At 71.5% G+C, this 23,979-nt stretch carries 24 protein-coding genes; 17 read left to right on the top strand and 7 right to left on the bottom strand.

What is annotated here, in order from left to right; translation table 11 throughout:
• Positions 1-20: 20 nt before the first annotated feature.
• Positions 21-1,196 carry an imidazolonepropionase gene (gene hutI / locus ACZ418_RS12100; protein ID WP_468360964.1) on the top strand — a complete coding sequence of 392 codons (1,176 nt, stop codon included), beginning with the start codon at positions 21-23 and terminating at the stop codon, positions 1,194-1,196.
• Positions 1,197-1,226: 30 nt separating this feature from the next.
• On the opposite strand, the gene ACZ418_RS12095 is transcribed toward hutI, so the two are convergent.
• Positions 1,227-2,807, bottom strand: a complete 1,581-nt coding sequence (locus ACZ418_RS12095; protein ID WP_468360961.1) for an RICIN domain-containing protein — start codon at positions 2,805-2,807, stop codon at positions 1,227-1,229.
• Positions 2,808-3,117: 310 nt separating this feature from the next.
• Entirely contained in the window at positions 3,118-4,014 is an 897-nt protein-coding gene (locus tag ACZ418_RS12090) for an RNA polymerase sigma factor SigF (protein ID WP_468360958.1), read from the bottom strand.
• 243 nt (positions 4,015-4,257) lie between these two features.
• Between ACZ418_RS12090 and ACZ418_RS12085 the strand changes: the two genes are divergently transcribed.
• The 7 genes from ACZ418_RS12085 to ACZ418_RS12055 all read left to right on the top strand — a co-directional run bounded on the left by ACZ418_RS12085 (position 4,258) and on the right by ACZ418_RS12055 (position 10,149).
• Entirely contained in the window at positions 4,258-4,635 is a 378-nt protein-coding gene (locus ACZ418_RS12085) for an STAS domain-containing protein (RefSeq protein WP_468360955.1), read from the top strand.
• A gap of 324 nt (positions 4,636-4,959) precedes the next feature.
• Positions 4,960-5,529, top strand: a complete 570-nt coding sequence (locus ACZ418_RS12080) for an ATP-binding protein (protein WP_468360952.1) — start codon at positions 4,960-4,962, stop codon at positions 5,527-5,529.
• On the top strand, positions 5,526-5,663 hold the full coding sequence (locus tag ACZ418_RS12075) for a hypothetical protein (protein ID WP_468360949.1): 138 nt from the start codon (positions 5,526-5,528) through the stop codon (positions 5,661-5,663). Before ACZ418_RS12080 ends, ACZ418_RS12075 begins: the two co-directional genes overlap by 4 nt.
• Positions 5,664-5,867: 204 nt before the next feature.
• On the top strand, positions 5,868-6,548 hold the full coding sequence (locus ACZ418_RS12070) for an LPXTG cell wall anchor domain-containing protein (RefSeq protein WP_468360946.1): 681 nt from the start codon (positions 5,868-5,870) through the stop codon (positions 6,546-6,548).
• Positions 6,549-6,704: 156 nt separating this feature from the next.
• Positions 6,705-7,808: a COG1470 family protein gene (locus ACZ418_RS12065; protein ID WP_468360943.1), complete on the top strand. Its 1,104-nt coding sequence runs from the start codon at positions 6,705-6,707 to the stop codon at positions 7,806-7,808.
• Positions 7,805-8,881, top strand: a complete 1,077-nt coding sequence (locus tag ACZ418_RS12060) for a hypothetical protein (RefSeq protein WP_468360940.1) — start codon at positions 7,805-7,807, stop codon at positions 8,879-8,881. Before ACZ418_RS12065 ends, ACZ418_RS12060 begins: the two co-directional genes overlap by 4 nt.
• Entirely contained in the window at positions 8,878-10,149 is a 1,272-nt protein-coding gene (locus ACZ418_RS12055) for a hypothetical protein (RefSeq protein WP_468360937.1), read from the top strand. Before ACZ418_RS12060 ends, ACZ418_RS12055 begins: the two co-directional genes overlap by 4 nt.
• Positions 10,150-10,239: 90 nt before the next feature.
• Here the strand turns inward: ACZ418_RS12055 and ACZ418_RS12050 are convergent, their stop codons facing one another.
• Positions 10,240-11,745 carry a peptide MFS transporter gene (locus tag ACZ418_RS12050; RefSeq protein ID WP_468360934.1) on the bottom strand — a complete coding sequence of 502 codons (1,506 nt, stop codon included), beginning with the start codon at positions 11,743-11,745 and terminating at the stop codon, positions 10,240-10,242.
• A gap of 501 nt (positions 11,746-12,246) precedes the next feature.
• Between ACZ418_RS12050 and ACZ418_RS12045 the strand changes: the two genes are divergently transcribed.
• Entirely contained in the window at positions 12,247-12,924 is a 678-nt protein-coding gene (locus tag ACZ418_RS12045; RefSeq protein ID WP_020940464.1) for a response regulator transcription factor, read from the top strand.
• 53 nt (positions 12,925-12,977) lie between these two features.
• Positions 12,978-14,249 (top strand): ATP-binding protein, encoded by a 1,272-nt coding sequence (locus ACZ418_RS12040; protein ID WP_468360931.1) that lies wholly within the window; start codon positions 12,978-12,980, stop codon positions 14,247-14,249.
• Between the two features lie 19 nt (positions 14,250-14,268).
• Here ACZ418_RS12040 and ACZ418_RS12035 read toward each other — a convergent pair whose 3' ends face one another.
• Entirely contained in the window at positions 14,269-14,775 is a 507-nt protein-coding gene (locus tag ACZ418_RS12035; protein ID WP_468360928.1) for a GtrA family protein, read from the bottom strand.
• 182 nt (positions 14,776-14,957) lie between these two features.
• On the opposite strand from ACZ418_RS12035, the gene ACZ418_RS12030 reads away from it, so the two are divergent.
• The 4 genes from ACZ418_RS12030 (at position 14,958) to ACZ418_RS12015 (ending at position 19,133) form a co-directional block, all read left to right on the top strand.
• Positions 14,958-16,097 (top strand): 5-(carboxyamino)imidazole ribonucleotide synthase, encoded by a 1,140-nt coding sequence (locus tag ACZ418_RS12030; RefSeq protein WP_468360925.1) that lies wholly within the window; start codon positions 14,958-14,960, stop codon positions 16,095-16,097.
• Positions 16,094-16,615 (top strand): 5-(carboxyamino)imidazole ribonucleotide mutase, encoded by a 522-nt coding sequence (purE, locus tag ACZ418_RS12025; RefSeq protein WP_468360922.1) that lies wholly within the window; start codon positions 16,094-16,096, stop codon positions 16,613-16,615. Before ACZ418_RS12030 ends, purE begins: the two co-directional genes overlap by 4 nt.
• A 6-nt stretch (positions 16,616-16,621) precedes the next feature.
• Positions 16,622-17,809, top strand: coding sequence for a dipeptidase (locus tag ACZ418_RS12020; RefSeq protein ID WP_468360919.1), 1,188 nt, complete (start codon positions 16,622-16,624; stop codon positions 17,807-17,809).
• Between the two features lie 229 nt (positions 17,810-18,038).
• Positions 18,039-19,133 carry a dipeptidase gene (locus tag ACZ418_RS12015; RefSeq protein WP_468360917.1) on the top strand — a complete coding sequence of 365 codons (1,095 nt, stop codon included), beginning with the start codon at positions 18,039-18,041 and terminating at the stop codon, positions 19,131-19,133.
• A 10-nt stretch (positions 19,134-19,143) separates the two neighbouring features.
• Here ACZ418_RS12015 and ACZ418_RS12010 read toward each other — a convergent pair whose 3' ends face one another.
• Together ACZ418_RS12010 and ACZ418_RS12005 are read right to left on the bottom strand one after the other, a co-directional pair.
• Positions 19,144-19,536, bottom strand: coding sequence for a VOC family protein (locus tag ACZ418_RS12010; RefSeq protein WP_468360915.1), 393 nt, complete (start codon positions 19,534-19,536; stop codon positions 19,144-19,146).
• Positions 19,537-19,556: 20 nt separating this feature from the next.
• Complete coding sequence (locus tag ACZ418_RS12005; protein WP_468360912.1) at positions 19,557-19,931, bottom strand: VOC family protein; 375 nt, start codon at positions 19,929-19,931, stop codon at positions 19,557-19,559.
• Between the two features lie 95 nt (positions 19,932-20,026).
• Between ACZ418_RS12005 and ACZ418_RS12000 the strand changes: the two genes are divergently transcribed.
• Positions 20,027-20,533 (top strand): CGNR zinc finger domain-containing protein, encoded by a 507-nt coding sequence (locus tag ACZ418_RS12000; protein ID WP_468360909.1) that lies wholly within the window; start codon positions 20,027-20,029, stop codon positions 20,531-20,533.
• A gap of 106 nt (positions 20,534-20,639) precedes the next feature.
• On the opposite strand, the gene ACZ418_RS11995 is transcribed toward ACZ418_RS12000, so the two are convergent.
• The gene (locus tag ACZ418_RS11995) at positions 20,640-21,983 is read right to left on the bottom strand and encodes a UDP-glucose dehydrogenase family protein (protein ID WP_468360906.1); all 1,344 of its coding nucleotides are present in this window, start codon (positions 21,981-21,983) and stop codon (positions 20,640-20,642) included.
• A 181-nt stretch (positions 21,984-22,164) separates the two neighbouring features.
• Between ACZ418_RS11995 and ACZ418_RS11990 the strand changes: the two genes are divergently transcribed.
• Complete coding sequence (locus ACZ418_RS11990) at positions 22,165-23,322, top strand: acyl-CoA dehydrogenase (protein WP_468360904.1); 1,158 nt, start codon at positions 22,165-22,167, stop codon at positions 23,320-23,322.
• A gap of 163 nt (positions 23,323-23,485) precedes the next feature.
• Positions 23,486-23,848, top strand: a complete 363-nt coding sequence (locus tag ACZ418_RS11985) for a four-helix bundle copper-binding protein (RefSeq protein ID WP_468360901.1) — start codon at positions 23,486-23,488, stop codon at positions 23,846-23,848.
• Positions 23,849-23,979 lie beyond the last annotated feature (131 nt).

The following is a 23,979-nucleotide window of genomic DNA, read 5'->3' as shown; positions in this document are numbered from 1 at the left end:
CCACCACCCACGAGGACACCATGAGCAGCAGCACCGTCATCACCAACATCGCCACGCTGGTCACCAACGACCCCTCCCTAGGTGACGGCTCCCCTCTCGGTCTGATCCAGGACGCGGCCGTCGTCATCGAGGGCGACCGCGTCGCGTGGACCGGTGAATCCAGCAAAGCACCCGCCACTGACAACCGGGTCGACGCGGGCGGCCGGGCGGTGCTGCCGGGCTTCGTGGACTCCCACTCGCACCTGGTCTTCGCCGGCGACCGCACACAGGAGTTCAACGCCCGCATGTCCGGCCGCTCCTACACCGCGGGCGGCATCCGCACCACGGTCGCGGCCACCCGGGCGGCGAGCGACGCGGACCTGGAGGCCAACCTCACCCGTTACCTCGACGAGGCCCTCCGCCAGGGCACGACGACCTTCGAGACCAAGTCGGGCTACGGCCTGACCGTCGAGGACGAGTACCGCGCGCTGCGCCTCGCGGCCCGGCACACCGACGAGGTGACGTACCTCGGCGCGCACGTCGTCCCGCCCGACTACGCCGAGGACCCGGCCGCCTATGTCGCCCTGGTCACCGGCGAGATGCTGGACGCCTGCGCGCCGCACGCCCGCTGGATCGACGTGTTCTGCGAGAAGGGCGCCTTCGACGGCGACCAGGCCCGCGCGATCCTCACGGCGGGCAGGGCGAAGGGCCTCCACCCCCGCATCCACGCCAACCAGCTCTCGTACGGCCCCGGCGTCCAGCTGGCCGTCGAACTGGACGCGGCGAGCGCCGACCACTGCACCCACCTGACCGACGCGGACGTCGACGCCCTGGCGAACAGCAACACGGTCGCCACCCTGCTGCCCGGCGCCGAGTTCTCCACCCGCGCCGAGTGGCCGGACGCCCGCCGCCTGCTGGACGCCGGCGTCACGGTCGCCCTGTCCACGGACTGCAACCCGGGCTCCTCCTTCACCTCCTCGCTCCCCTTCTGCATCGCCCTGGCCGTCCGCGACATGCGGATGACCCCGGACGAGGCGGTCTGGTCGGCCACGGCGGGCGGTGCGGCGGCCCTGCGCCGCACCGACATCGGTCACCTCACCCCCGGCGCCCGCGCCGACCTCACCCTCCTGGACGCGCCCAGCCACGTCCACCTCGCCTACCGCCCGGGCGTGCCCCTGGTCAGCGGGGTGTGGCGGCGCGGCGAACGCGTGGTCTGAGCGGGGTTCGGCGGCGGAGGACGGCCCGCCTCACCGTGCCCCCGCCCGCCACCGCTGCTCCCCGTTGTCGTCCAGGGGCTGGAGTGACACGCGGCACCGGCCGTCCGGGGTCACCGCTGTCTCGATGGCGATGTTCGGGCGGATCGTGCCGTCGGGGTCGATGGTGAAGCGGAGGTTCTCGCCGTTGCTGCCGTAGACCGAGTCGCAGGTCCAGATGCCCACGCCGCGGTCGGTCGAGCCCCGGCTGTCCAGGCAGAAGTCGTCGTCGGCCGCCGAGCGCAGGACGCCCAGGTAGGTGTCGAACCGCCAGCGCTGGGTGTCGGCGGAGGAGCAGGGGGCCGTGATGACGTCGTTGCCCTGGGACACGTCGCCGTCGCGGATGTCCAGGCAGCGGCCCGTCGCCAGGTTCACCACCTGGGTGAAGGAGGTGCCGGGCGGTGTGAACGAGGGCGACGGCCTGGGAGTGGGCTTTTGGGTGCGCGGTGGGTGCGTGGTCGGGCGGGACGGGCTCGGCGTGGCGGAAGAGGGCCTGGGAGACGGGGACATCGTGGGGGACGGCGACGGGGACGGGGTGGGGGTGGGGGAGGGCGTCGGCGTCGCTGTCATCGTCACCGGTGGCGGTGTGGGCGTCGCGGCGGTCGGCTGCTGGTCGTCGGTGTGTGCCGGGGTGAGGAGGAACACCAGGAGCGGGGTCAGGGCCACGCCCAGGGCCGCCGAGGCCAGCAGGACGCGGCGCCGGGGTGGCCAGGACGGACGTACGGCAGCCGGGCCGGGGGCGGCCGGGGGTTCCGCGGCGCGTATGTACGCCGTTCCTTGCCACGGCAGCAGGCCCTCCGCCAGGGCCTGCCGGGGCGCGTCCCGCAGGGCTCGCAGGTCCTCGAACGCGGCCGTGCAGTGCGGGCAGCGGGCCATGTGGGCGTCCAGGTCGGCGCTGCGGCGCGGGCCGTCCGGCCGTACCGCCTCCTCGATCAGCCGGCGGAAGTCGGCGCAGCGCGGGTCGTCGGAGGCGGCGAGACGGTGGCGCAGGCAGGCCTGGCCCAGGGCCTTGAGGGCCTGCGGGGTGCCGTAGGCCACGTCGACGCCGCTGAGGCCGAGGAAGGCGGCGGTGCGGTCCTGCGGCTCCGCCTCCAGCACGCCGTACCAGATCAGGCCCTGGGTACGGGAGGGCAGTGAGCCGAACGCCGGGAGCAGGGGCGGGGTGGGGCCCTCGGGCAGGCCGGAGGCGTTCAGGACGAGCAGCAGTCCGGGGTCGAGGCCGGCGGAGCGATCGTCGCGCGCCCAGCCGGCCGCCAGCCGCGCGGTGAGCAGCAGCAGCCGGTGGCGCAGCGGGACTGCGGGGTCGACGCCCCGGGCCGTCTCGCGGGCCGCCGTGGCGAAGGCCTCGGCCGCCAGCCGACGGGCGGCGGACTCGCCCGCGGTGCACAGCCGGGCGTAGGCCAGCACCGCCGGGTGGTGCCGGCGGCGCAGTTCCTGCAGGGCGGGATACGCCGTCGCCGTGGGGGAGCGGAGCAGTTCGGTCAGCCGGGCGTCCGGCGCGTTCTCGTGCTCCCCGGGCGCTCCGGTGCCGCCCGTCTCGGTTCCGCCCGTACCGGCCCCGTCCCCCTGAGCCATGCGTCCAGCCTCCTCACACCCCGGGCACCGCGCCGTTGCGGGCCCCGGTCCGACATACCGAACAGTAGCCAGTCAGGGGGGCCATAGTGGTCGAGGGGGACGGCCGGGAAAAGAGGTTTCCGCGGGTAACCGCATAACGGTTGGGATCACGGGGCGAGTTGGGCGTGAGGGCGGCCGGGAACCGGGAATGGCGGGCGGAGTCCGGGATACCCGCGCCACTCGGAGAGATGGGTCCGGCGGCGGAACGCCGCGGCGGCCCGGCGTGGGTGGCCGGGCCGCCGCGAAGGCGTCACAGCAGCGGACGCGGAGGTCACTCCTCGAGTGTCAGACCCTTGCGCAGCCGTACCAGCGTGCGCGACAGCAGCCGGGACACGTGCATCTGGGAGATGCCGAGTTCCTCGCCGATCTCCGACTGGGTCATGTTCGCCACGAAACGCAGCGAGAGGATCTTCCGGTCCCGTTGCGGGAGTTCGGCGATCAGGGGCTTGAGGGACTCGACGTACTCGATGCCCTCCAGCCCGTGGTCCTCGTACCCGATGCGGTCCGCGAGCGCGCCCTCCGTCTCGTCCTCCTCGGGCTGGGCGTCCAGCGAGGAGGCGGTGTACGCGTTCGAGGCGGCCATGCCCTCCACGACCTCGTCGTCGGAGATCCCGAGCTTCTCGGCCAGCTCCTGGACGGTCGGGGCGCGGTCCAGCCGCTGGGCCAGCTCGTCCCCGGCCTTGGCCAGGTCCAGGCGCAGCTCCTGCAGCCTGCGCGGTACGCGCACGGACCACGAGGTGTCACGGAAGAAACGCTTGATCTCGCCGATGATGGTCGGCATCGCGAAGGTCGGGAACTCGACCCCGCGGGAGAGCTCGAAGCGGTCGATCGCCTTGATCAGGCCGATGGTGCCGACCTGGATGATGTCCTCCATAGGCTCGCTGCGGGAGCGGAAGCGGGAGGCGGCGAACTTGACGAGCGCGAGGTTGAGCTCGACGAGCGTGTTGCGGACGTACGAGTACTCGTGCGTCCCTTCCTCCAGCGACTGGAGGCGCTCGAAGAGGGTCTTGGACAGGGCCCGCGCGTCGACCGGGCCGATCTCGTCGTACGGGGGGATCTCCGGGAGTCCCTCGAAGGGGTCGAGGGCGTCGATGGGATGATCCAGTTGTTCCGGTGGGGGTGTCGACGTCGCGACCGGGGTATGCGATGCGTCGAGCCGGGGTGACATGGTGTCCTCCATCGTTCTCGGCATACGGCTGCCGAAGCCATGCGTGCACTGCGGTGTGCGGCGCCTCCGAAGCCGGCGTGTAGGAATAGGTGTCCCTACTAGCCCTACCTGCTCGACCGAGCCGATCGCAAGTGCGTTCTGTTCGGGTATGTCCGGTTCTGTGAGGTTCCTTAGGTGTCGGAGTGTGCGGGGAGGGCGTAATGTTCGAGGGCAGTCAGCGTCCGCGACCTCGGGAGACACGGCATGGACCACGGGACGGTCGGCAGCGCACAGTCGGGCCGGCTTCTGGTGGAGGTGCGGGAAGAGGGCTCCAGCGCCGTTGTGACACCAGCGGGTGAGCTCGATCACCACACCGCCGATCTTCTGCGTGAGCCCCTCGATGATCTTCTGGCCAAGGGTTTCTCACGCCTCGTCGTGGACTGCACGCGCCTGGAGTTCTGTGACTCCACGGGGCTGAACGTCCTGCTCGGCGCCCGGCTGAAGGCGGAGGCCGCCGGTGGCGGGGTCCATCTGGCGGGAATGCAGCCGGTGGTCGCCCGCGTGTTCGAGATCACCGGAGCCGAGGCGGTCTTCACCGTGCACGACTCCGTTCAGGCGGCCCTGGCCGACGGCGCCGGCTGAGTCCGCCGTCCCCGCCCTCCCCCGTGCCACCGGCGCCGGGCGCCCGTGTCCGGCACGCCGAAAACAGGGGTGTTGTGCCGGATCGGCCGGGCAGGAGAGGGCAGGAGAAGGCGGGCACACTCTGACGACCGCCGGCCCGGACCGCCCCGGGACCGGCGCAACGACTGGACGGACATACGTGCGACGGACGGGCGAGCAGGACACCCCGCGCGGACGGCTTGCGGACGACGTATGGACAGCAGGCGGACGACGTACGGACCGGCCGGCACGGACCAGTGCCGGCCGTTGAATCATGAACTGGTGAATCGGTGAGGTGAAGCGCTGATGAGCACCACCCGGCCTTACTCGCCGGGCGACCGCGGCCCGGAGCCCAGCGGCGCTTCCGGGGCGTCCGAGGAGGGTGCGCCGACGGCAGGCGCGCCCACGGGGGCAGCCGCGCCGTCCGTGCCGCCCGGCCCCGCCGGCGGCACTCAGGGCACCGGCGGACCGCAGGTCCGCAGAATCGGCCTGCAGGGCGAGAGCGGGGTCGTCCCGCTCGCCCGCGACTTCGCCCGCCAGGCGCTGCACGCATGGGGCTGGCTGCCCGCCGCCGGTGCCGACCAGCGGGCCGCGGCCGAGGATGTGCTGCTCGTCGTCTCCGAACTGGTCACCAACGCCTGCCTGCACGCCGAGGGCCCCGACGAACTGCTCCTGGCCTGCGACAACAAGGTGATCCGGATCGAGGTCTCGGACCGCGGCACCGGCCAGCCGGCCCCCCGCACCCCGCACCGCGCCGGCCGCCCCGGCGGCCACGGCATGTTCATCGTGCAGCGGCTGTGCCTGGACTGGGGCGTCGTCCGCGCCGCGGGCCGGCCGGGCAAGACGGTGTGGGCGGAGCTGGGCGCCCCGGCGTGAGCGCCCCGCTTCGGCGCCGCCCGCGCACATTCGCTCTGCCCACCGCCGAGACCGCGCTCGCCGCCCTGCACTGCGGCGAGACCCTCGACGAGGCCGAGCTGCCGCTCAAGTACGTGGCCTGCACGCCGTGTTGAGGTGCTGCACAGGCCGTGAGGCCCGGGCCCGCCCGGGCCCACCCTCCACTCCAGCCACGCGTCATACACGCCGGATCGCCACAACTCCGGCGTGTGCTGCGTCTTCCCTCCTCGCGGCGCCCGGCGTACCTTGACGGCCGAATCTGATACCTCGTCAGGAACCGCTCGTCGCAGCGAATCCGGAATGAATGGGGTGGACCGACCGTGTCGTACCCGAAACGAACCGCCGCGCTCGCGTCCGCCGCGGCCCTGGCCGGCTCGGCGGTGCTGCTGGCCGCGCCGGCGGCCCACGCCGATGTCGTCGACGTCGACTACCGCTGTCAGACCCCGATCGGCGTCAAGAGCGCCGTCTCGCCCATCGACATGACGGGCGTGAAGAGCGACAGCAGCTACAAGATCACCATGTCCTGGCAGAAGGGCGTCTCCTCCAGCCCCGTCGAGCTGGGCAAGGGTGCGATGACCCCGAGCGCGAGCATCAGGCTGGGCGGCGCCGACAGCGGCACGCTGCCGGTCAGCGGGCCCGCCAACGCGGCCGCGATCCCCGCCAACACCCCGATCAAGATCAGCGACTTGACCGGCACCTACACGCCGAAGAAGACCGGCAAGGTCACCTTCACGCCGGGCACGCTGATCATCAAGGCGCTCGGTACGACGACGACCTGCACACCGACCAACAGCCCCAGGCCGGGGCTCACGCTGGACGTGACGGCGGCCGGCGGCTCGTCGTCCGCGACCTCGGGCGGTTCCTCCTCCGGCGGACAGCTCCCACAGACCGGGCCCGAGGACAGCGCGATCGCCCTCGGCACCCTCGGCGGCACGGTGCTCCTCGCCGGAGCGGCAGGCATCCTCTGGCTCACCCGCCGCGGCCGGCCGTTCCGCCGCTGACCCGGCCCGACGACCACCACCGAGGCCCAGGGCGATTGGTGGAGCCCCGGGTGACTGCTGGAGCCCGGTAGCAGCCCAGGTCGTCGGCGAAGCCCAGGCCGATCGCCGAAGCCCGGCGGCCACCGCCGAAGTCCGGGCCAACCGCTGGAGCCGCCCATGCCGTCCACCGTCCGCGCCCTGACCCGCGCGCTGAGCTGTGCTCTGCCGCGCCGCCGACGCCTGCCAGGGTCCCGCGCCCTGACCAGCCACCGGCGCCCGCCCCGGACCAAGGCGCTGCTCCCGGCCGTCGCCCTGCCCGCGACCCTGTGCCTGTGCGCCCTGCTGGGTGCCGCACCCGGCGCCTTCGCCGCGCCCGCGCAGTGGTCCGTCGCGCCCGCGGGAGGTGGCCGTCCGTCCTTCTACGCCGAGGGTCCGCCGGGGTCGGTCCTGCAGGACACGGTGGTCGTCACCAATCCCGGGCGGGCGCCGGTCGTCGTACGGCTGTCCGGAAGCGGCCTGCGGACCGTCTTCGCCGGCAAGGCCGAGAACGGGATACGCGTCCCGGCCCGCACCCGCGCCGAGGTTCCCTTCACAGTGACCGTGCCGGCCGGGGCCGCGCCCGGCGACCGCTCCGGTGCCGTCGTCGCGCGGGACACGCGGGGGCGGACGGCGACCGTCCCGGTCCGGCTGCGCGTCGGTGGCCCGGCGCTCGCCGCGCTGACCGTCGAGCACCTCGCCGTGCACGCCGACGGCATCACGTACGAGCTGGTCAACCGCGGTACGACCGTCCTCGTGCCGAGGCTCGCGGTGCGCGCGGACGGCGTCCTCGGCCGGGTCCTGGACCGGGCGCCCCGCACCCTCCTCGTCCACCTGCGCCCCGGCGCCCGGTTGAGGCTCACCGAGCCCTGGCCCGACCGGCCCGCGCTGGACGCGGTCGACATCCGGCTGACGGTCACGGCCCCGGGCGGAGCCCACGACACGGCGACCACGTCGGTCCGGTTCGTGCCGTGGCCGACGGCGGCGGGCGGCGCGTTGCTCGCGGGGGCGGCCGCGATGTTCGCAGTCCGCAGGCGGCACCGCCACACGCCCTCCGACGATCCGGCGCCCGAGGACGCGGGCCCGGCTGTCCCGACGCCCGGTGTCCCGGCCCCCGGTGTCCCGGCGGCCGGTGGCGGTCGCCCGTCACCCCGCCCGGTGCTCTCAGGCCCGAGGCGGCAAGGTGCTGTTGCTGCCGACGCCCCGTGCCCCGGCGGTGAGTTGACGAAAGGGGCGGTGAAGTGAGCGGGAAGGCATGGGCTCTGCGGCCGGCGACGGTGCTGGTGGTGGTGCTTGCACTGCTTGCCGGTGGCCCGGTGTCCGCGGCGGGCGGCCCCGTTGTGAAGCTGTCGGTGGCTCAGGCCGGTGCCGGTGGCTCGGTCACCGTCAGCGGTAGTGGCTGGAGGGCGCGCACGTTGCTGGTGGTCTTGGTATGTGGGCGGGCCACACCGGACCGGGGCGTCATCGGCGGAACCAACTCGTGCGCCAACGGGGACGGGCGGGCCGTGACCACCGATGCCCAGGGGGCCTTCAGCCGGAAGCTTCCGGTCGCCGAGCCGCCCGTGCCCTGCCCCTGTATGGTGCACGTGGCCACCGTCACCGGCGCCAAGGCCGAGGCGGACGCCGTTCTGCAGGTCGCCGGCCATCCCGTCGCCCCGCTGCCCGCCGAACAGTCCGGGGGGCGGCTGGCGGTCCTGTCGGACACGCGGCTCACCGGGTCGAGCGGACTGCTCACCTGGTTCGGGGCGCCGCCGAGCCGCACCCTCGTCTTCACCGTCGGCAACACCGGCGCCGGCGCGATCAAGGACCCGGTGTTCCAAGTCGGTTCGGCGCACGGCGTCTTCGCCCCGCAGTGGGACGACCGGCAGTGGCACGGCACCCTGGCGCCCGGCAGGAAGGCCGAGATCAGACTGCCGGTCGAGCTGTCCGCCGGGGCGCACGGCGACTACACCGTGTCGCTGAAGTACGACGGCAGAGTCCTCGCCGAACAGCCGTGGGGCGTGGGCCGCCCCTGGGGCGTGACGCTGTTCTGGATCCTGCTCTGCCTGGTCGTCCCGGCCGCGCTGTTCCGCGTCGGCATGGCCCTGGTGGACCGGGTGCGGCCGCGCCGCCCGAACACCGCCCGCCTCACCCGCACCCTGCGCCTGCCCCGGCTGCCCCGCACCGGCGGCCGTACCACCGAACCGCCCCCCACGAACCCGACCCTGCCGTGGTTCGCCCCGGACTCCGTCCCGGGCGACCCGGCCGGCCGGCTCTCCGCACCGCACTCCGACAGCCCGACGAGTCCCACGACTCCCATCACGAAAGGACCGACGTGAGCATCCGAAGGAGAGGTACGGCCGCGGGCGCCGCGCTGGCGCTGGGCGGTGCGGGTGTCCTGCTGGGCCTCGCCGCGAGCCCCGCGCAGGCGGCCGAGGTGTCGTACGCCACCCACTGTGTGCCGCCCGCGGGCATCAGCCCGATCGACGGCACCACGAAGGTCGACATCACGGCCCCGGCCACGGCGAAGGTCGGCGACACGGTGGACGTCGTGTGGAAGTTCGTACAGGCCGCGTCCAGGAATCCCGACATCATCGACCTGCCCGCGAACTCCGTCCAGCCGTCCGGCGTGCTGAAGGCGGCCGGGGCGCAGGTCGCCGACATCGCCATGCAGGGGACGCGCACGAACCCCGCGATCCCCAAGGGCGGCGCCATGGTGCTGTCCGACATGAAGGGCAGCATCAAGCTGACGACGGCCGGCGAGGTGACGCTGACACCGGACGCGTACACCGTCAACGCGATGTCGACGGACACCAAGTGCACGCCGAAGGAGACCGTGCAGAAGGCGGCGACCATCCAGGTGACGGGTGGGGGCGGGGGAGGCACGTCGAGCGCGCCGCCGACCCGGTCGAGCAGTCCCACTCAGTCGTCGACCCCGACCCGGTCGGGCACGCCCACGGCCACGTCCAGCGGCCAGACCGACTACACCGGCAAGGAGGTGCAGGTCCCCTACGCCTGCAAGACCCCGATCGGCGACAAGAACGCGACCTCGCCGGTGCAGATCAACGCCAGGAAGAACGGCGGGAACTTCGATCTCACCGTGCAGTTCAAGAAGTCGGTGATGAACAGCCCCGCCGACATCCCGAAGGGGTCCGTGAAGCCGTCCATGGAGGTGGTGCTGGGCGGCGCCGACAAGGGCACGGTCCATGTGGAGGGGCCGACGAACGCGAAGGACATCAAGTCCGGCGACCCGATCGAGATCCCCGACCTCACGGGCACCTACAAGCCCGGCGCGAGCGGCACCTCGACGCTGTCCCCGGGCGTCCTGACGATCAAGGCGCTCGGTACGACCACGACGTGCACGCCGACGAGGACGGAGGTCTCGCTCACCCTGGACACCAGCGGGCAGCCGGGTGGCGCGTCCGGAGGCACGTCCACCTCCGGCGGCTCGACGAGCGGCGGCAGCGGCACCTCCGGCTCCGGCGGCCTCGCCGAGACCGGCGCGAGCGACCACGGCGCCCTGAAGGCCCTCGGCCTGGTGGCGGGAACGGCGATCCTGCTGGGCGGCGCGGTGTTCACGTTCATGCCGAAACGACGGGCACGCTGACCCCCCTGACCTGGCCGACCCTCCTGACATGAAAGAGGGCCGCCGCACCCACAGGGATGCGGCGGCCCTCTCCCGGCCGGGCCCGGACGACTAGTGCACGTCGCCCATCAGCTTGTTGACCTTCTTGCGGTACATCCACACCGCCGCACCGGCGATGACGGCGAGCACGGCCTCCAGGGCGACGAAGCCCATCTTGTCGAGGTTGACGCCGCCGATGGCCGGGTTGGACACCAGCGCGGTGATCGAGTCGCCCGCGGTGACCGCGAGGAACCAGACGCCCATCATCTGCGAGGCGTACTTCTTCGGCGCCATCTTCGTCGTGACGGACAGACCCACCGGAGACAGCGTCAGCTCACCGACGGTCTGCACGAAGTAGATCGCGACCAGCCACATCGCCGCGGCCTTGTGACCGCCCTCGGCGATCGACAGCGGGGCGAGGAAGAGGAAGAAGGACGCACCGATCAGCACCAGGCCGGAGGCGAACTTCACGATCGTGCTCGGCTCCTGGCCACGCCGGTTCAGCCACAGCCACAGCCAGGCGAAGACCGGCGCCAGCGCCATGATCATGACCGGGTTGACCGACTGGTACCAGGAGACCGGGAACGTCCAGCCGGCGATCGAGTTCTTGGCCGAGCCGTCCGCGAAGAGCGACAGGGTCGAACCACCCTGGTCGTAGATCATCCAGAAGACGGCGGCGGCGACGAAGAACCAGATGTACGCCGACACCTTCGACTTCTCGGCCGAGTCCAGGTCCTTGTCCCGGCGGATGCGGGCGATGACCAGGATCGGAATGATCAGGCCGATCAGGGTGAGCGGGATCAGCGCCCAGTTCAGGGTGAAGTGGCCGGTGCCGCCGACGACGCCGTAGAAGACCGCGGCGATGACGAGCCAGATCAGGCCCTTGCGCAGGGTGGCGGACTTCTCCGCGGGGGTCAGCGGGGTCGGGACCTCGCTGCTCTTCGGGTTCAGGTGGCGGCCGCCCAGCAGGTACTGGGCCAGACCCAGCGCCATGCCGAGCGCGGCCAGCGCGAAGCCGAAGTGCCAGTTGACGTTCTCACCGACGGTGCCGATGACCAGCGGCGCGGCGAAGGCACCGAGGTTGATGCCGATGTAGAAGAGGGTGAAGCCACCGTCCCGGCGCGGGTCGTCCGGGCCCTTGTAGAGGTGGCCGACCATCGTGGAGATGTTGGCCTTCAGCAGACCCGAGCCGACGGCGACGAGACCCAGGCCGACGAAGAAGCTCGCGGCCACGGGCAGCGCGAGGCACAGGTGGCCGAGCATGATGATGACGCCCGCGACGGCGACCGTCTTGCGGGGGCCGAGGAAGCGGTCCGCGACCCAGCCGCCGGGCAGGGCGAGCAGGTACACGAGCGACACGTACACCGAATAGATCGCGGTGGCCGTGCCCGCGCTCAGGTGCAGGCCGCCCGGAGCCACCAGGTACAGCGGGAGCAGAGCCCTCATGCCGTAGTAGGAGAAGCGCTCCCACATCTCGGTCATGAAGAGAGTGGCCAGGCCGCGGGGGTGGCCGAAGAAGGTCTTCTCGGAACCGGGGGTGCCCGGGCGGACCGAGTCCTTCGTCAGGCTGGACGCCATGGTCGTTCCTTGCTGGTCGGGACGCGCTTGTGGAGCGTTGCGCGCCCGGCGGGGGCCGGCACCGGCACGGTCGGTCGTCCGCCCCCAACGCCCGAGGGGATTCCGCATCCGGGTCTCGGAGGCGGTGGACGGCGACCACCGGGATCCACGCCCCGTCGCGCAGTGCGCTGCGGAGCCCGGCCAGAGGTCATTCCTTTCAAGGCTGATCTTGATCAGCCCGCACACAAAAGAGACCTTCAGCGTCATCTGCCCGCCGAAGGTCCCCTGGTGTACTACAGGCGTTCAGGTCACTTTAAGACAGGACAGTGCCGGATATGGAAGGACTTGAGACGCGGATCACAGGTGTCGGGGGAACTGTGGGACCGGAATCGAAGGTCCTTCCTACGATCGCATCCCCAGAGCAATGGTTCGTACCAGCCTTGTGCCGGCGGCGTGCGAAGGTAAGAGTTCCTGGTGGCGATCACACCCCAGCACCGCACGCGGGCGGTCTACCATCACTGCATGACCCGTGTACTGCTCGCCGAGGACGACGCGTCCATCTCGGAGCCGCTGGCCCGCGCCCTGCGCCGCGAAGGTTACGAGGTCGAGGTGCGCGAGGACGGACCCACCGCGCTCGACGCCGGAATGCAGGGCGGCGTCGATCTGGTCGTACTGGACCTGGGCCTGCCGGGCATGGACGGCCTGGAGGTCGCCCGCCGACTGCGGGCCGACGGCCACACCGTGCCGATCCTCATCCTGACCGCGCGGGCCGACGAGGTGGACACCGTCGTCGGCCTGGACGCGGGCGCCGACGACTACGTCACCAAGCCCTTCCGGCTCGCCGAACTGCTCGCCCGGGTACGGGCCCTGCTCCGGCGCGGTGCCGCCGAGCCGCAGCAGCCGCCGGCCACGCACGGGGTGCGGATCGACGTCGAGTCGCACCGGGCGTGGATGGGCGACGAGGAACTCCAGCTCACCGCCAAGGAGTTCGACCTGCTCCGGGTCCTGGTGCGGGACGCCGGCCGGGTCGTCACGCGCGACCAGCTGATGCGCGAGGTCTGGGACACCACCTGGTGGTCCTCCACCAAGACCCTCGACATGCACATCTCCTGGCTGCGCAAGAAGCTCGGCGACGACGCGGCGAACCCCCGCTACATCGCGACGGTGCGTGGAGTGGGCTTCCGCTTCGAGAAGAGCTGAGCCCCTCACCGGGGGCCCTTCCCAGGGCCAGTGATCACCTCAGGTAACGGAACATGCGCCGACGTCTCATCCAGTCCACCCTCGCCGTAGTCCTCGTGGTGATCGCCGTCTTCGGCATCTCCCTGGTGATCGTCGAGACCCGGACGATCAGCAACAGCGCCCAGGAGCGGGTGGATTCCGAGGCGGTGCGGCTGGCCGGCATCGTGGACAGCCGACTCCTCGCCGCAGAGAAGGTCAACGCGGACATACTGCGCAATCCTGTCAGCAAGGAGCAGTACGCGGTCATCCGCATGCCCGGCCACGAGCCCATCGAGATCGGCAGCAAGCCGCAGGGCGACGTGATCCGCGCCACGCAGCAGGGCGAGGAGGGCGAGACCGTCACCGTGCAGGAGCCGCGCTCCGCGGTGACCCGCGAGGTCGGCCGGACCCTGCTGATCATCGGCCTGGTGGCGCTGCTCGCGGTGGTCGCGGCGGTGCTCCTCGCCGTACGCCAGGCCAACCGGCTCGCCTCCCCGCTGACCGACCTGGCGGAGACCGCCGAGCGGCTCGGCTCCGGCGATCCGCGCCCGCGGCACAAGCGGTACGGCGTGCCCGAGCTGGACCGGGTCGCCGATGTGCTGGACGCCTCCGCCGAGCGGATCGGGCGCATGCTGACCGCCGAGCGACGGCTGGCCGCCGACGCCTCCCACCAGCTCCGCACCCCGCTGACCGCGCTGTCCATGCGCCTGGAGGAGATCACCCTCACGGACGACCCGGACATCGTGAAGGAAGAGGCGAACGTCGCGCTCACCCAGGTCGAGCGGCTCACGGACGTGGTCGAGCGGCTGCTGACGAACTCCCGCGACCCGCGCACCGGCTCCGCCGTCACCTTCGACCTGGACGAGGTCATCCAGCAGCAGCTCGCCGAGTGGCGGCCCGCCTACCGCAGCGCCGGCCGGGCCATCGTCAGCTCCGGCAAGCGGCATCTTCAGGCCGTCGGCACGCCGGGGGCGGTCGCCCAGGTGCTGGCGGCGCTGATCGAGAACTCCCTCATGCACGGGGGTGGGACCGTCGCGCTGCGCACCCGGGTCACCGGCAACCAGGCCGTGGTCGAGGTGACCGACGAGGGGCCCGGAGTCCCCGCCGACCTCGGCGCGCGGATCTTCGAGCGGACGATCAGCGGACGGAACTCCACGGGGATCGGCCTGGCCGTCGCCCGCGACCTCGCGGAGGCCGACGGGGGGCGGCTGGAGCTGCTCCAGGCCCAGCCGCCGGTGTTCGGTCTGTTCCTGTCGCGTACGCCGCCGGCCCGGAAGCCGGAGGAGGACCGGCCGACGGTTCGGTGAACAGCGGCTGCGAGCCGGGTCAGGGAACCCGCTGGGACTTCGGCTTCGGTTCGGAGTGCGGCCTCTTCGACTCGGCCACCAGGATCGACTCCGCCTCCTGCGACGGCTGCACCCGGAACACCCAGGTGCGGTACGACCAGAAGCGGAACAGGGTCGCGACGCCGATGCCGACGAACTTGAAGACGTTGCTCTGCAGCGGGCTGTCCCAGCCGAACCCGTAGGTCGCCGCGTACAGCACGCCGTTCTCGATCACGAGGCCGATCGCGCTGAAGATGAGGAAGAGCGTGAGTTCCTTGGTGCGGCCGCTCTTGTCGCGGTCCCGGTACGTCCAGTAACGGAAGCCGACGTAGTTGAAGGCGATGGCGACCACGGTCGCGATGATGCTGGCGCGCACCACCGGCAGGTCGGAGACGTGCCGGACCAGGTTGAACACGCCGAGGTTGACGAAGATGCCCGCAACGCCGACGGTGCCGAACTTGGCCACCTCGCGTACGAGCCGTTGCAGCCCCGAGGAACGAGGTTCCATGGCTGTGCAGCTCCCGTCCGTAGGTTTCGTCGGCCCAGCCATGCTATCCAGACGAACCCTCCCTCGCCTGTGCACAAGGCCAAGACCAGGAAACAGATCGGAAAGAGGGTGGAAAGTGGCTGGTAAGAGTTCGTGAGAGGGATGCGATCCGGCCGTCCCGGCGTGGCCGATACGCTAGGGGCGTGACGTTCCCGGTAGTCGGCATGGTCGGCGGGGGGCAGCTCGCGCGTATGACGCACGAGGCGGGCATCCCGTTGGGCATCAGGTTCAAGCTTCTCAGTGACACCCCTCAGGACTCGGCGGCCCAGGTCGTGAGCGATGTCGTCATCGGCGACTATCGCGATCTGGACACGCTGCGTGAGTTCGCGCGCGGTTGCGATGTGATCACCTTCGATCACGAACATGTACCCACCGAGCACCTCAGGGCCCTGGAGGCGGACGGCATCCCCGTGCGTCCGGGGCCCGACGCGCTGGTGCACGCCCAGGACAAGGGTGTGATGCGTGCCAAGCTCGACGCGATCGGCATCCCGTGCCCGCGGCACCGGATCGTCGCCGACCCGGAGGACGTGGTCCGGTTCGCGGCCGAGGGGGACGGCTTCCCGGTCGTCCTGAAGACCGTCCGCGGCGGCTACGACGGCAAGGGCGTGTGGGTCGTGGAGACCGCCGAGGAGGCCACCGACCCCTTCCGGGCAGGCGTCCCGGTCCTCGCCGAGGAGAAGGTCGACTACGTCCGAGAGCTCGCCGCCAACGTCGTACGCTCCCCGCACGGCCAGGCCGTGGCCTACCCGGTGGTGGAGTCCCAGCAGGTGAACGGCGTCTGCGACACGGTCATAGCCCCCGCGCCCGGCCTGGACGAATCCCTCGCCCTCCAGGCCGAGCGGATGGCCCTGACCATCGCCAAGGAGCTGGGCGTCGTCGGGCACCTCGCGGTCGAGCTGTTCCAGACCCGCGACGGCCGCGTCCTCGTCAACGAGCTGGCGATGCGCCCGCACAACTCCGGGCACTGGACCCAGGACGGCGCGATCACCTCGCAGTTCGCCAACCACGTCCGCGCGGTGCTCGACCTCCCGCTCGGCGACCCGCGCCCGCGCGCCAAGTGGACGGTCATGGTCAACGTCCTGGGTGGCGACTACCCGGACATGTACTCCGCGTACTTGCACTGCATGGCCCGCGACCCCAAGCTCAAGATCCACATGTACGGCAAGGACGTGAAGCCCGGCCGCAAGGTCGGACACGTCAACACCTACGGCGACGACCTGGACGACGTGCTGGAGCGCGCCCGTCACGCTGCCGGCTACTTGAGAGGCACGATCACCGAATGAGCCCCGTTGTAGGCATCGTCATGGGGTCGGACTCCGACTGGCCCGTCATGGAGGCCGCCGCCAAGGCCCTGGACGAGTTCGAGATCGGCTACGAGGTCGACGTCGTCTCCGCGCACCGCATGCCCCGCGAGATGATCACGTACGGCGAGCAGGCCGCCGACCGCGGACTGAAGGTGATCATCGCCGGTGCGGGCGGCGCCGCCCACCTGCCGGGCATGCTCGCCTCCGTCACCCCGCTGCCGGTCATCGGCGTGCCGGTGCCGCTGAAGTACCTGGACGGCATGGACTCCCTGCTGTCCATCGTGCAGATGCCGGCCGGCGTGCCCGTCGCCACCGTCTCCGTCGCCGGTGCCCGCAACGCCGGTCTCCTCGCGGCCCGCATCCTCGCCGCGCACGACGAGGACCTGCTGCACAAGATGCGCGACTTCCAGCAGGACCTCAACGACCAGGCCACCGAGAAGGGCAAGCGGCTGCGCTCGAAAGTCGAGGGGTCGAGCGGGTTCGGCTTCGGGAAGTAACAGGCAATGACCTCACTGGACGAAGCACGGTCCCTGCTGCGCGAGTTCCCGGTCGTCGACGGCCACAACGACCTGCCGTGGGCGCTGCGCCAGCAGGTCCGCTACGACCTCGCCGCCCGCGACCTCGCCGTACGCCAGGACGAGCACCTGCACACCGACATCCCCCGGCTGCGCGCGGGCGGGGTCGGGGCGCAGTACTGGTCGGTGTATGTGCCCTCGGACCTGCCCGGGGCGGTGCCGGCGACCCTGGAGCAGATCGACTGCGTACGGCAGCTGATCGCCGGGCACCCCGCCGCTCTGCGGGCCGCGCTGACCGCCGCCGACATGGAGGCGGCGCGCGGGGAGGGCCGTATCGCCTCCCTCATGGGTGCGGAGGGCGGTCACTCGATCGACAACTCCCTGGGCACCCTGCGCGGTCTGTACGAGCTGGGTGTGCGCTACATGACGCTCACCCACAACCACAACAACGACTGGGCGGACTCCGCCACGGACGAGCCGAAGGTGGGCGGTCTGTCGGCGTTCGGCCGCGAGGTGGTCCGCGAGATGAACCGCCTCGGCATGCTGGTCGACCTCTCCCACGTGGCCCCCGCGACCATGCGGGCCGCGCTGGACAGCACGTCCGCGCCGGTGATCTTCTCGCACTCCTCCGCGCGGGCCGTGTGCGACCATCCGCGCAACATCCCCGACGACGTCCTGGAGCGGCTGCCGGCCAACGGCGGAGTGGCGATGGTGACGTTCGTGCCGAAGTTCGTGCTGCAGGCGGCCGTCGACTGGACGGCCGCGGCCGACGAGAACCTGCGCGCCCACGGTCTGCACCATCTCGACACCGGCCCCGAGGCGATGAAGATCCACCGGGCCTTCGAGGAGCGCAACCCGCGCCCGGTCGCCACGGTGTCCACGGTCGCGGACCATCTGGACCACATGCGCGAGGTCGCCGGCATCGACCACCTGGGCATCGGCGGCGACTACGACGGCACCGCCTTCACCCCGGACGGCCTCAGCGACGTCTCCGGCTATCCGAACCTGCTCGCCGAACTGCTGGAGCGCGGCTGGTCCAAGGCCGACCTGGCCAAGCTGACCTGGCAGAACGCGGTACGGGTGCTGGGCGCGGCGGAGGACGTGGCCCGTGACCTTCAGGCGACCCGGGCGCCGTCCAACGCCACCATCGAGTCGCTGGACGGCAACCCCGCCTGAACCGCCAGTGCGGGGTAGTCGTCGCCCACCCGGACCTGGTCGAGCGGCTGCGCCTCGGCGCACCGCTCAACCCGGTCCGGGATCGGTATCCGGCCCGGGAGGCCTGACCGGCCCTACCCCCGAACGCGCCACTCACCAGGAAGCCCTCCTCCCCTCCGTGCGACCGTGGCGGTACGCCCCAGCCCGACGTAGCTCACGACCGCGTAGACAACGACGTACGGAGCCCGCCATGGCCGACCTCCAGGACGACATCCCCTCCCCGATCGAGGTCGGCGAGGACGACGCCCTGCCGGACGACCCCTTCCCCTCGGAGCCCTCGTCGCTGCAGCGGGCCCACGCCCTGCTGGCCGCCCACCCGGTCGCCGACGGCTACAGCGGACTGCCGTGGGCCCTGCGTCATCTGTCCTGGTACGACCTGGAGCTGGGCGAGGCGGCCATCGACACCGACATACCCCGGATGCGTGAGGGGCATGTGGGCGCGCTGTTCTGGTCCCTGCACCTGCCCGAGGGCCCCGGCGGAGATCGTGCGACCTCCGCGACCCTGGAACAGCTGGACCAGGCGCGCACGGTGATCGAGGCCCATCCGGAGGGACTGCGCCTGGTGGGCAACGCCGGGCAGATCATCGACGCCCGCAACTGCGGCCGGGTCGCCGTGGTGCTGGGCCCCGCCCACGCCACCGCGCTCGACGACTCCCTGGGCATCCTGCGCGTCCTGCACGCCCTCGGCCTGCGCGTGCTCACGCTCGCGGGCACCGCCTGGGCGGGGGAGAGGGGGCTGACCCGGTTCGGCGAGGAGGTGGTGCGCGAGATGAACCGGCTCGGTGTGGTCGTCGATGTCTCCGGCGCCTCCCGGGCCACCGCCGAACGCGCCTTCGCGCTGTCCAAGACACCGGTGCTGTGCACCCGCTCCGCCGCCGGCGCCCTGCGCCCCCACCCGGCCAACCTGCCCGACGAACTGCTCGCGGCGCTGGGCGCGGCGAAGGGCCTGTGCATGGTGCCGCTGACCGCCGAGCAAACCGGGCCGACGGTCCATGACGTCGCCGACCACCTCGACCACGTCCGCGACATGGCCGGCACCGAGTGCGTGGGCCTGTCCGGCACCTACGACTCCGGCGCCGCCCACCCCCGCGACCTCGCCGACGCCTCCCGCTACCCCCACCTGATCGCCGAACTGCTCCGGCGCGGCTGGTCCGAGACCGAGCTGTCCCAGCTGACCTGGGGCAATGTCCAACGGGTGCTGCGCAGCGCGGACTTTGCGGCGAGGGCCGCGCAGCACCGTCGAGAGGCGTCGAACGCGAGGATCGGGGAGCTGGACACCCCCTAGGTCACCCGGGTCACGGGTGATCGATCCGGCACAGGCAGAACGGATGCCCGGCCGGGTCGGCGTACACCTGGAAGTCCTTCTTCTCCCGGTCCTGAAGGTCCAGCGGCCGGGCGCCCAGCGCCAGCACCCGCTCATGGGCCACGTCGATCTCCGCCCAGGTCCGGCCCGCGTCGAAGTCGAGGTGGAACTGCTGGCCGTTGCGGTCCGCGCGCGGCCACTCCGGCGGGGTGTACCCCTCGGCCCGCTGGAAGGCCAGCCGCGGCCCGTCCGGCACCCTGAGGACGACCCAGTCGTCGTCCTCGGCATCCGGGGTGCCACCGGCCACCGCCGCGTAGAAGGCGGCCAGCGCATGCGGATCGGGGCAGTCGAGCACGACGGAGCGGAAACGGGCGACGGACGCCATGATGTCCTCCTTCGGACGCCTCAGCAGGCGCACAGACAGAACGGGTGCCCAGCCGGGTCGGCGTACACACGGAAGGTCCGCTCGCGGTCCGCCGCGTCCAGCGGCCTGGCGCCCAGCTCCAGCACCCCCCGCTCCGCCGCGTCCAGGTCCTCCACCACCAGGTCCAGATGGAACTGCTGCGAGGCGTCCGGGGCGGGCCACTTCGGCGGCACATGCCCGGGCGCCTGCTGGAAGGCCAGCGCAGTCCCGCCGGGCACCTTCAGGTCGACCCACCCGTCGTTCTCGGGGTCTCCCTGCACCTCCACCGTGCCGCCCAGCACCTCGGCGTAGAAGCCGGCCAGCGCACGGGGGTCGGGACAGTCCAGGACCACGACACCGAGCTTGGCGAGAGCCATGACTACCTCCTTGGGTCACGGACACAGTTACCCATAGAGACGGGCAACCGGTAACGGTTACTGCATGCTCCCGCATTGGAGGTAACGTCGCAACCATGAATGAGAGATCGGCCGCCCCCGGAGCCCTGGCGCTGGTCGAGTCCCTGGTCAACACGCTGGACATCGAGAGCGGCGCCGACACGCTGGACACCGAGGAGGGCCGGGCGCGCTTCGGGATCGCCGAGGACGGACTGGAGGAGGCGCGGGAGCTGCGGGAGTCGCTGCGGGCCGCGCTGCTCGCGCACGCCGGGCACGCGCCGCACCGCGAGGTCACCCCGCTCGGCGCCCTGCTGTCCCGCGCGCCCGTGTACGTCGCCGTCGACGAGCGGGACGGCTCCGCGGCCCTCGCCCCCGCCCCGGACGCCCCGCTGCTCTCCCGGGTCGCCGCCGCCGTCGCCGAGGGGCTGACGCAGGGCACCTGGATGCGGCTGAAGGCCTGCGAGTCCGAGACCTGCCACTGGGCGTACTACGACCGCAGCCCGGCCGGACGCGGCCGCTGGTGCTCCATGCAGGTGTGCGGGGCGCGGGCGAAGATGCGCCGGTACCGGGCCAAGGAGGGGTAAGACACAGGGAGTTCACCGGCCACGTATGTGTCCGGTGGTGCAGAATGCGGAAAGACGCCGGTTCGGCCGACTGAGCCTCGGCCGAACCGGCGTCACCCGTATGCCCTCAGGCCGTCGGGCGGCCCATCGCACGGTACGTCCAGCCCGCCCGGCGCCACAGCTCCGGGTCGAGCGTGTTGCGGCCGTCCAGGATCACCCGGGCCGCCGCGACCTCGCCGAGCGCCGCCGGGTCCAGCTCGCGGAACTCCCGCCACTCGGTGAGGTGCAGGACGACGTCGGCGCCCCGTACGGCGTGCAGCGCGGAGTCGGCGTACCCGAGGGTCGGGAACACCCGCCGGGCGTTGGCCATGCCCTTCGGGTCGTACACCGTGACCTGGCCGCCCTGGAGGTGGATCTGGCCGGCCACGTTCAGCGCGGGCGAGTCACGCACGTCGTCCGAGTCGGGCTTGAACGTGGCGCCGAGCACCCCGACCCGCTTGCCGAGGAAGGAGCCGCCGCCGAGCGCCTCCCGGGTCATCTCCACCATCTGCCCGCGCCGGCGCATGTTGATGGAGTCGATCTCGCGCAGGAAGGTCAGCGCCTGATCCGCGCCCAGCTCGCCCGCCCGCGCCATGAACGCCCGGATGTCCTTCGGCAGACAGCCGCCGCCGAAGCCGATCCCGGCGCGCAGGAACTTCTTCCCGATCCGGTCGTCGTGCCCGATGGCCTCCGCCAGCTTCGCCACGTCACCGCCCGCGGCCTCGCACACCTCCGCCATCGCGTTGATGAAGGAGATCTTCGTGGCGAGGAAGGAGTTCGCGGCCGTCTTCACCAGCTCGGCCGTCGGGAAGTCGGTCACCACGAACGGCGTGCCCTCGCCGATCGGCGTCGCGTACACCTCGCGCAGCAGCTTCTCGGCGCGGTCGCTGCGCACGCCCACCACGATCCGGTCCGGATGCAGGGTGTCCTGGACGGCGAAGCCCTCGCGCAGGAACTCCGGGTTCCAGGCCAGCTCGGCGTCGCCGCCCGCCGGCGCGTGCTCGGCGAGGTACCCGGCCAGCCGCTCGGCCGAGCCCACCGGCACGGTCGACTTGCCGACCACCAGGGCCGGGCCGTGCAGATGCGGGGCGAGCGAGGAGAGGGCGGAGTCGACGTACGACATGTCGGCCGCGTACTCGCCATGCCGCTGCGGGGTGTTGACGCACACGAAGTGGACGTCGCCGAAGGCGCCGACCTCGGCCCAGTCGGTGGTGAAGCGGAGCCGTCCGGTGGAGCCCTCGATGCCGGCGACGTGCCGGCGCAGCAGCTCCTCCAGCCCCGGCTCGTACATGGGGGTCTCGCCGCGCTCCAGCATGGCGATCTTCTCGGGTACGACGTCGAGTCCCAGGACCTCGTAGCCGAGCTCGGCCATGGCCGCGGCGTGGGTGGCGCCGAGGTAGCCGGTGCCGATCACGGTGATCTTCAGGCTCATGGATGTGCTCCAGCTCGGGTACGTCGGTGCTGCGGCCCCTGAGCATAGTCGGGACCCCCGCCGGGAAATTTCCCAGCTGTCGTGTAGGTCACGTAGGCGTGTTGCGGGCCGCACTCTAAAATTTGAGTTACTTAACGGTAATTAGCGTCAGTATCACTGCGTCTTTGGAGCGTGAGAGACCGTGGCCGGATCGGCTGACTTCGACCTGTACCGCCCGTCCGAGGAGCACGACATGCTCCGGGACGCCGTCCGTTCCCTGGTCGAGGCGAAGATCGCGCCGTACGCCGCGGCGGTGGACGAGGAGGCCCGCTTCCCGCAGGAGGCCCTCGACGCCCTCGTGGCCAACGACCTGCACGCGGTGCACGTCCCCGAGGAGTACGGCGGCGCCGGCGCCGACGCGCTCGCCACGGTCATCGTGATCGAGGAGGTGGCCCGCGCCTGCGTGTCCTCCTCCCTCATCCCCGCCGTGAACAAGCTCGGCTCCCTCCCGGTGATCCTCTCCGGCGGCGAGGAGCTGAAGAAGAAGTACCTGACCCCGCTCGCCAAGGGTGAGGGGATGTTCTCGTACTGCCTCTCCGAGCCGGAGGCGGGCTCGGACGCGGCCGGCATGAAGACCAAGGCGGTGCGCGACGGCGACCACTGGGTGCTCAACGGCGTGAAGCGCTGGATCACCAACGCCGGCGTGTCGGAGTACTACACGGTGATGGCCGTGACGGACCCCTCGAAGCGCTCGAAGGGAATATCGGCGTTCGTCGTCGAGAAGTCGGACGAGGGCGTCTCCTTCGGTGCCCCGGAGAAGAAGCTCGGCATCAAGGGTTCCCCGACCCGCGAGGTCTACTTCGACAACGTCCGCATCCCCGCCGACCGCATGATCGGCGAGGAGGGCACGGGCTTCATGACGGCCATGAAGACCCTGGACCACACCCGCATCACCATCGCCGCCCAGGCGCTCGGCGTGGCGCAGGGCGCCTTCGACTACGCCAAGGGCTATGTCCAGGAGCGCAAGCAGTTCGGCAAGCCGATCGCCGACTTCCAGGGCATCCAGTTCATGCTCGCCGACATGTCGATGAAGATCTCGGCGGCCCGCGCCCTCACCTACCAGGCAGCCGCCGCCTCCGAGCGCGGCGACGCCGACCTCACCTACCTCGGCGCCGCCGCCAAGTGCTTCGCCTCGGACGTGGCGATGGAGGTCACCACCGACGCCGTCCAGCTCCTCGGCGGCTACGGCTACACCCGCGACTATCCGGTGGAGCGCATGATGCGCGACGCCAAGATCACGCAGATATACGAGGGCACGAACCAGGTCCAGCGGATCGTGATGGCCCGCAACCTGCCGTAGCGGCAAGGGCCCTTCGGGTCTGTTCGGAAAGGCGCCCTCCGGGGCGCCTTTCTGCTGCTCCGCCGCACCTTACGACCGGTCGGTCACATGCGGGCCGGGCCGGGGCGGCGTAGGACGGAAGCACACGGGGTCCGCCCCGGGCCCCCGCCTTCGAGGAGGAGCCATGACCCAGTCCCAGATGACGCCGGCGCTCACCCAGCAGATGCAGGAGTGCGTCGAGGCCTGCATGAACTGCCACAGCATGTGCGAGGAGACCATGAGCTCCTGCATGCAGAAGGGCGGTCAGCAGCAGATGCAGGTCATGCGCGCCCTGATGGACTGCTCCGAGATGACCCGCATGTGCGCCGACATGATGATGCGCCGCTCGCCCATGTCCGCCGAGATGTGCACGCTCTGCGCCAAGGTGTGCGAGATGTGCGCCGAGGCGTGTATGTCCATGCGCGACGACCCGCAGATGATGCGCTGCGCGGAGGCGTGTCGCCGGTGTTCGGAGACCTGTCGCGCGATGGCAGGGGCCGGCATGTGAGCCCTCCCGGCCGAGAGCCTGAAGGGCGGAGGGCACCCGCACGGGTGCCCTCGGGGCGGACAGGACTGATCTTCCGGTCGATCCTGTGATCGATCTGTGGAGACTGACGGGGGACGAACAGCGCCGGCACC

This window comes from Streptomyces sp. NPDC030820, assembly GCF_055572075.1.
This window is presented reverse-complemented; position numbering and strand designations above follow the sequence as displayed.

Bases quoted from the DNA above. Each gene is read 5' to 3' on its own strand.
- hutI (WP_468360964.1), top strand. From the start codon at position 21: ATGAGCAGCAGCACCGTCATCACCAACATCGCCACGCTGGTCACCAAC.
- ACZ418_RS12095 (WP_468360961.1), bottom strand. From the start codon at position 2,807: ATGGCTCAGGGGGACGGGGCCGGTACGGGCGGAACCGAGACGGGCGGC.
- ACZ418_RS12090 (WP_468360958.1), bottom strand. From the start codon at position 4,014: ATGTCACCCCGGCTCGACGCATCGCATACCCCGGTCGCGACGTCGACA.
- ACZ418_RS12085 (WP_468360955.1), top strand. From the start codon at position 4,258: ATGGACCACGGGACGGTCGGCAGCGCACAGTCGGGCCGGCTTCTGGTG.
- ACZ418_RS12080 (WP_468360952.1), top strand. From the start codon at position 4,960: ATGAGCACCACCCGGCCTTACTCGCCGGGCGACCGCGGCCCGGAGCCC.
- ACZ418_RS12065 (WP_468360943.1), top strand. From the start codon at position 6,705: ATGCCGTCCACCGTCCGCGCCCTGACCCGCGCGCTGAGCTGTGCTCTG.
- ACZ418_RS12050 (WP_468360934.1), bottom strand. From the start codon at position 11,745: ATGGCGTCCAGCCTGACGAAGGACTCGGTCCGCCCGGGCACCCCCGGT.
- ACZ418_RS12045 (WP_020940464.1), top strand. From the start codon at position 12,247: ATGACCCGTGTACTGCTCGCCGAGGACGACGCGTCCATCTCGGAGCCG.
- ACZ418_RS12040 (WP_468360931.1), top strand. From the start codon at position 12,978: ATGCGCCGACGTCTCATCCAGTCCACCCTCGCCGTAGTCCTCGTGGTG.
- ACZ418_RS12035 (WP_468360928.1), bottom strand. From the start codon at position 14,775: ATGGAACCTCGTTCCTCGGGGCTGCAACGGCTCGTACGCGAGGTGGCC.
- purE (WP_468360922.1), top strand. From the start codon at position 16,094: ATGAGCCCCGTTGTAGGCATCGTCATGGGGTCGGACTCCGACTGGCCC.
- ACZ418_RS12020 (WP_468360919.1), top strand. From the start codon at position 16,622: ATGACCTCACTGGACGAAGCACGGTCCCTGCTGCGCGAGTTCCCGGTC.
- ACZ418_RS12015 (WP_468360917.1), top strand. From the start codon at position 18,039: ATGGCCGACCTCCAGGACGACATCCCCTCCCCGATCGAGGTCGGCGAG.
- ACZ418_RS12010 (WP_468360915.1), bottom strand. From the start codon at position 19,536: ATGGCGTCCGTCGCCCGTTTCCGCTCCGTCGTGCTCGACTGCCCCGAT.
- ACZ418_RS12005 (WP_468360912.1), bottom strand. From the start codon at position 19,931: ATGGCTCTCGCCAAGCTCGGTGTCGTGGTCCTGGACTGTCCCGACCCC.
- ACZ418_RS12000 (WP_468360909.1), top strand. From the start codon at position 20,027: ATGAATGAGAGATCGGCCGCCCCCGGAGCCCTGGCGCTGGTCGAGTCC.
- ACZ418_RS11995 (WP_468360906.1), bottom strand. From the start codon at position 21,983: ATGAGCCTGAAGATCACCGTGATCGGCACCGGCTACCTCGGCGCCACC.
- ACZ418_RS11985 (WP_468360901.1), top strand. From the start codon at position 23,486: ATGACCCAGTCCCAGATGACGCCGGCGCTCACCCAGCAGATGCAGGAG.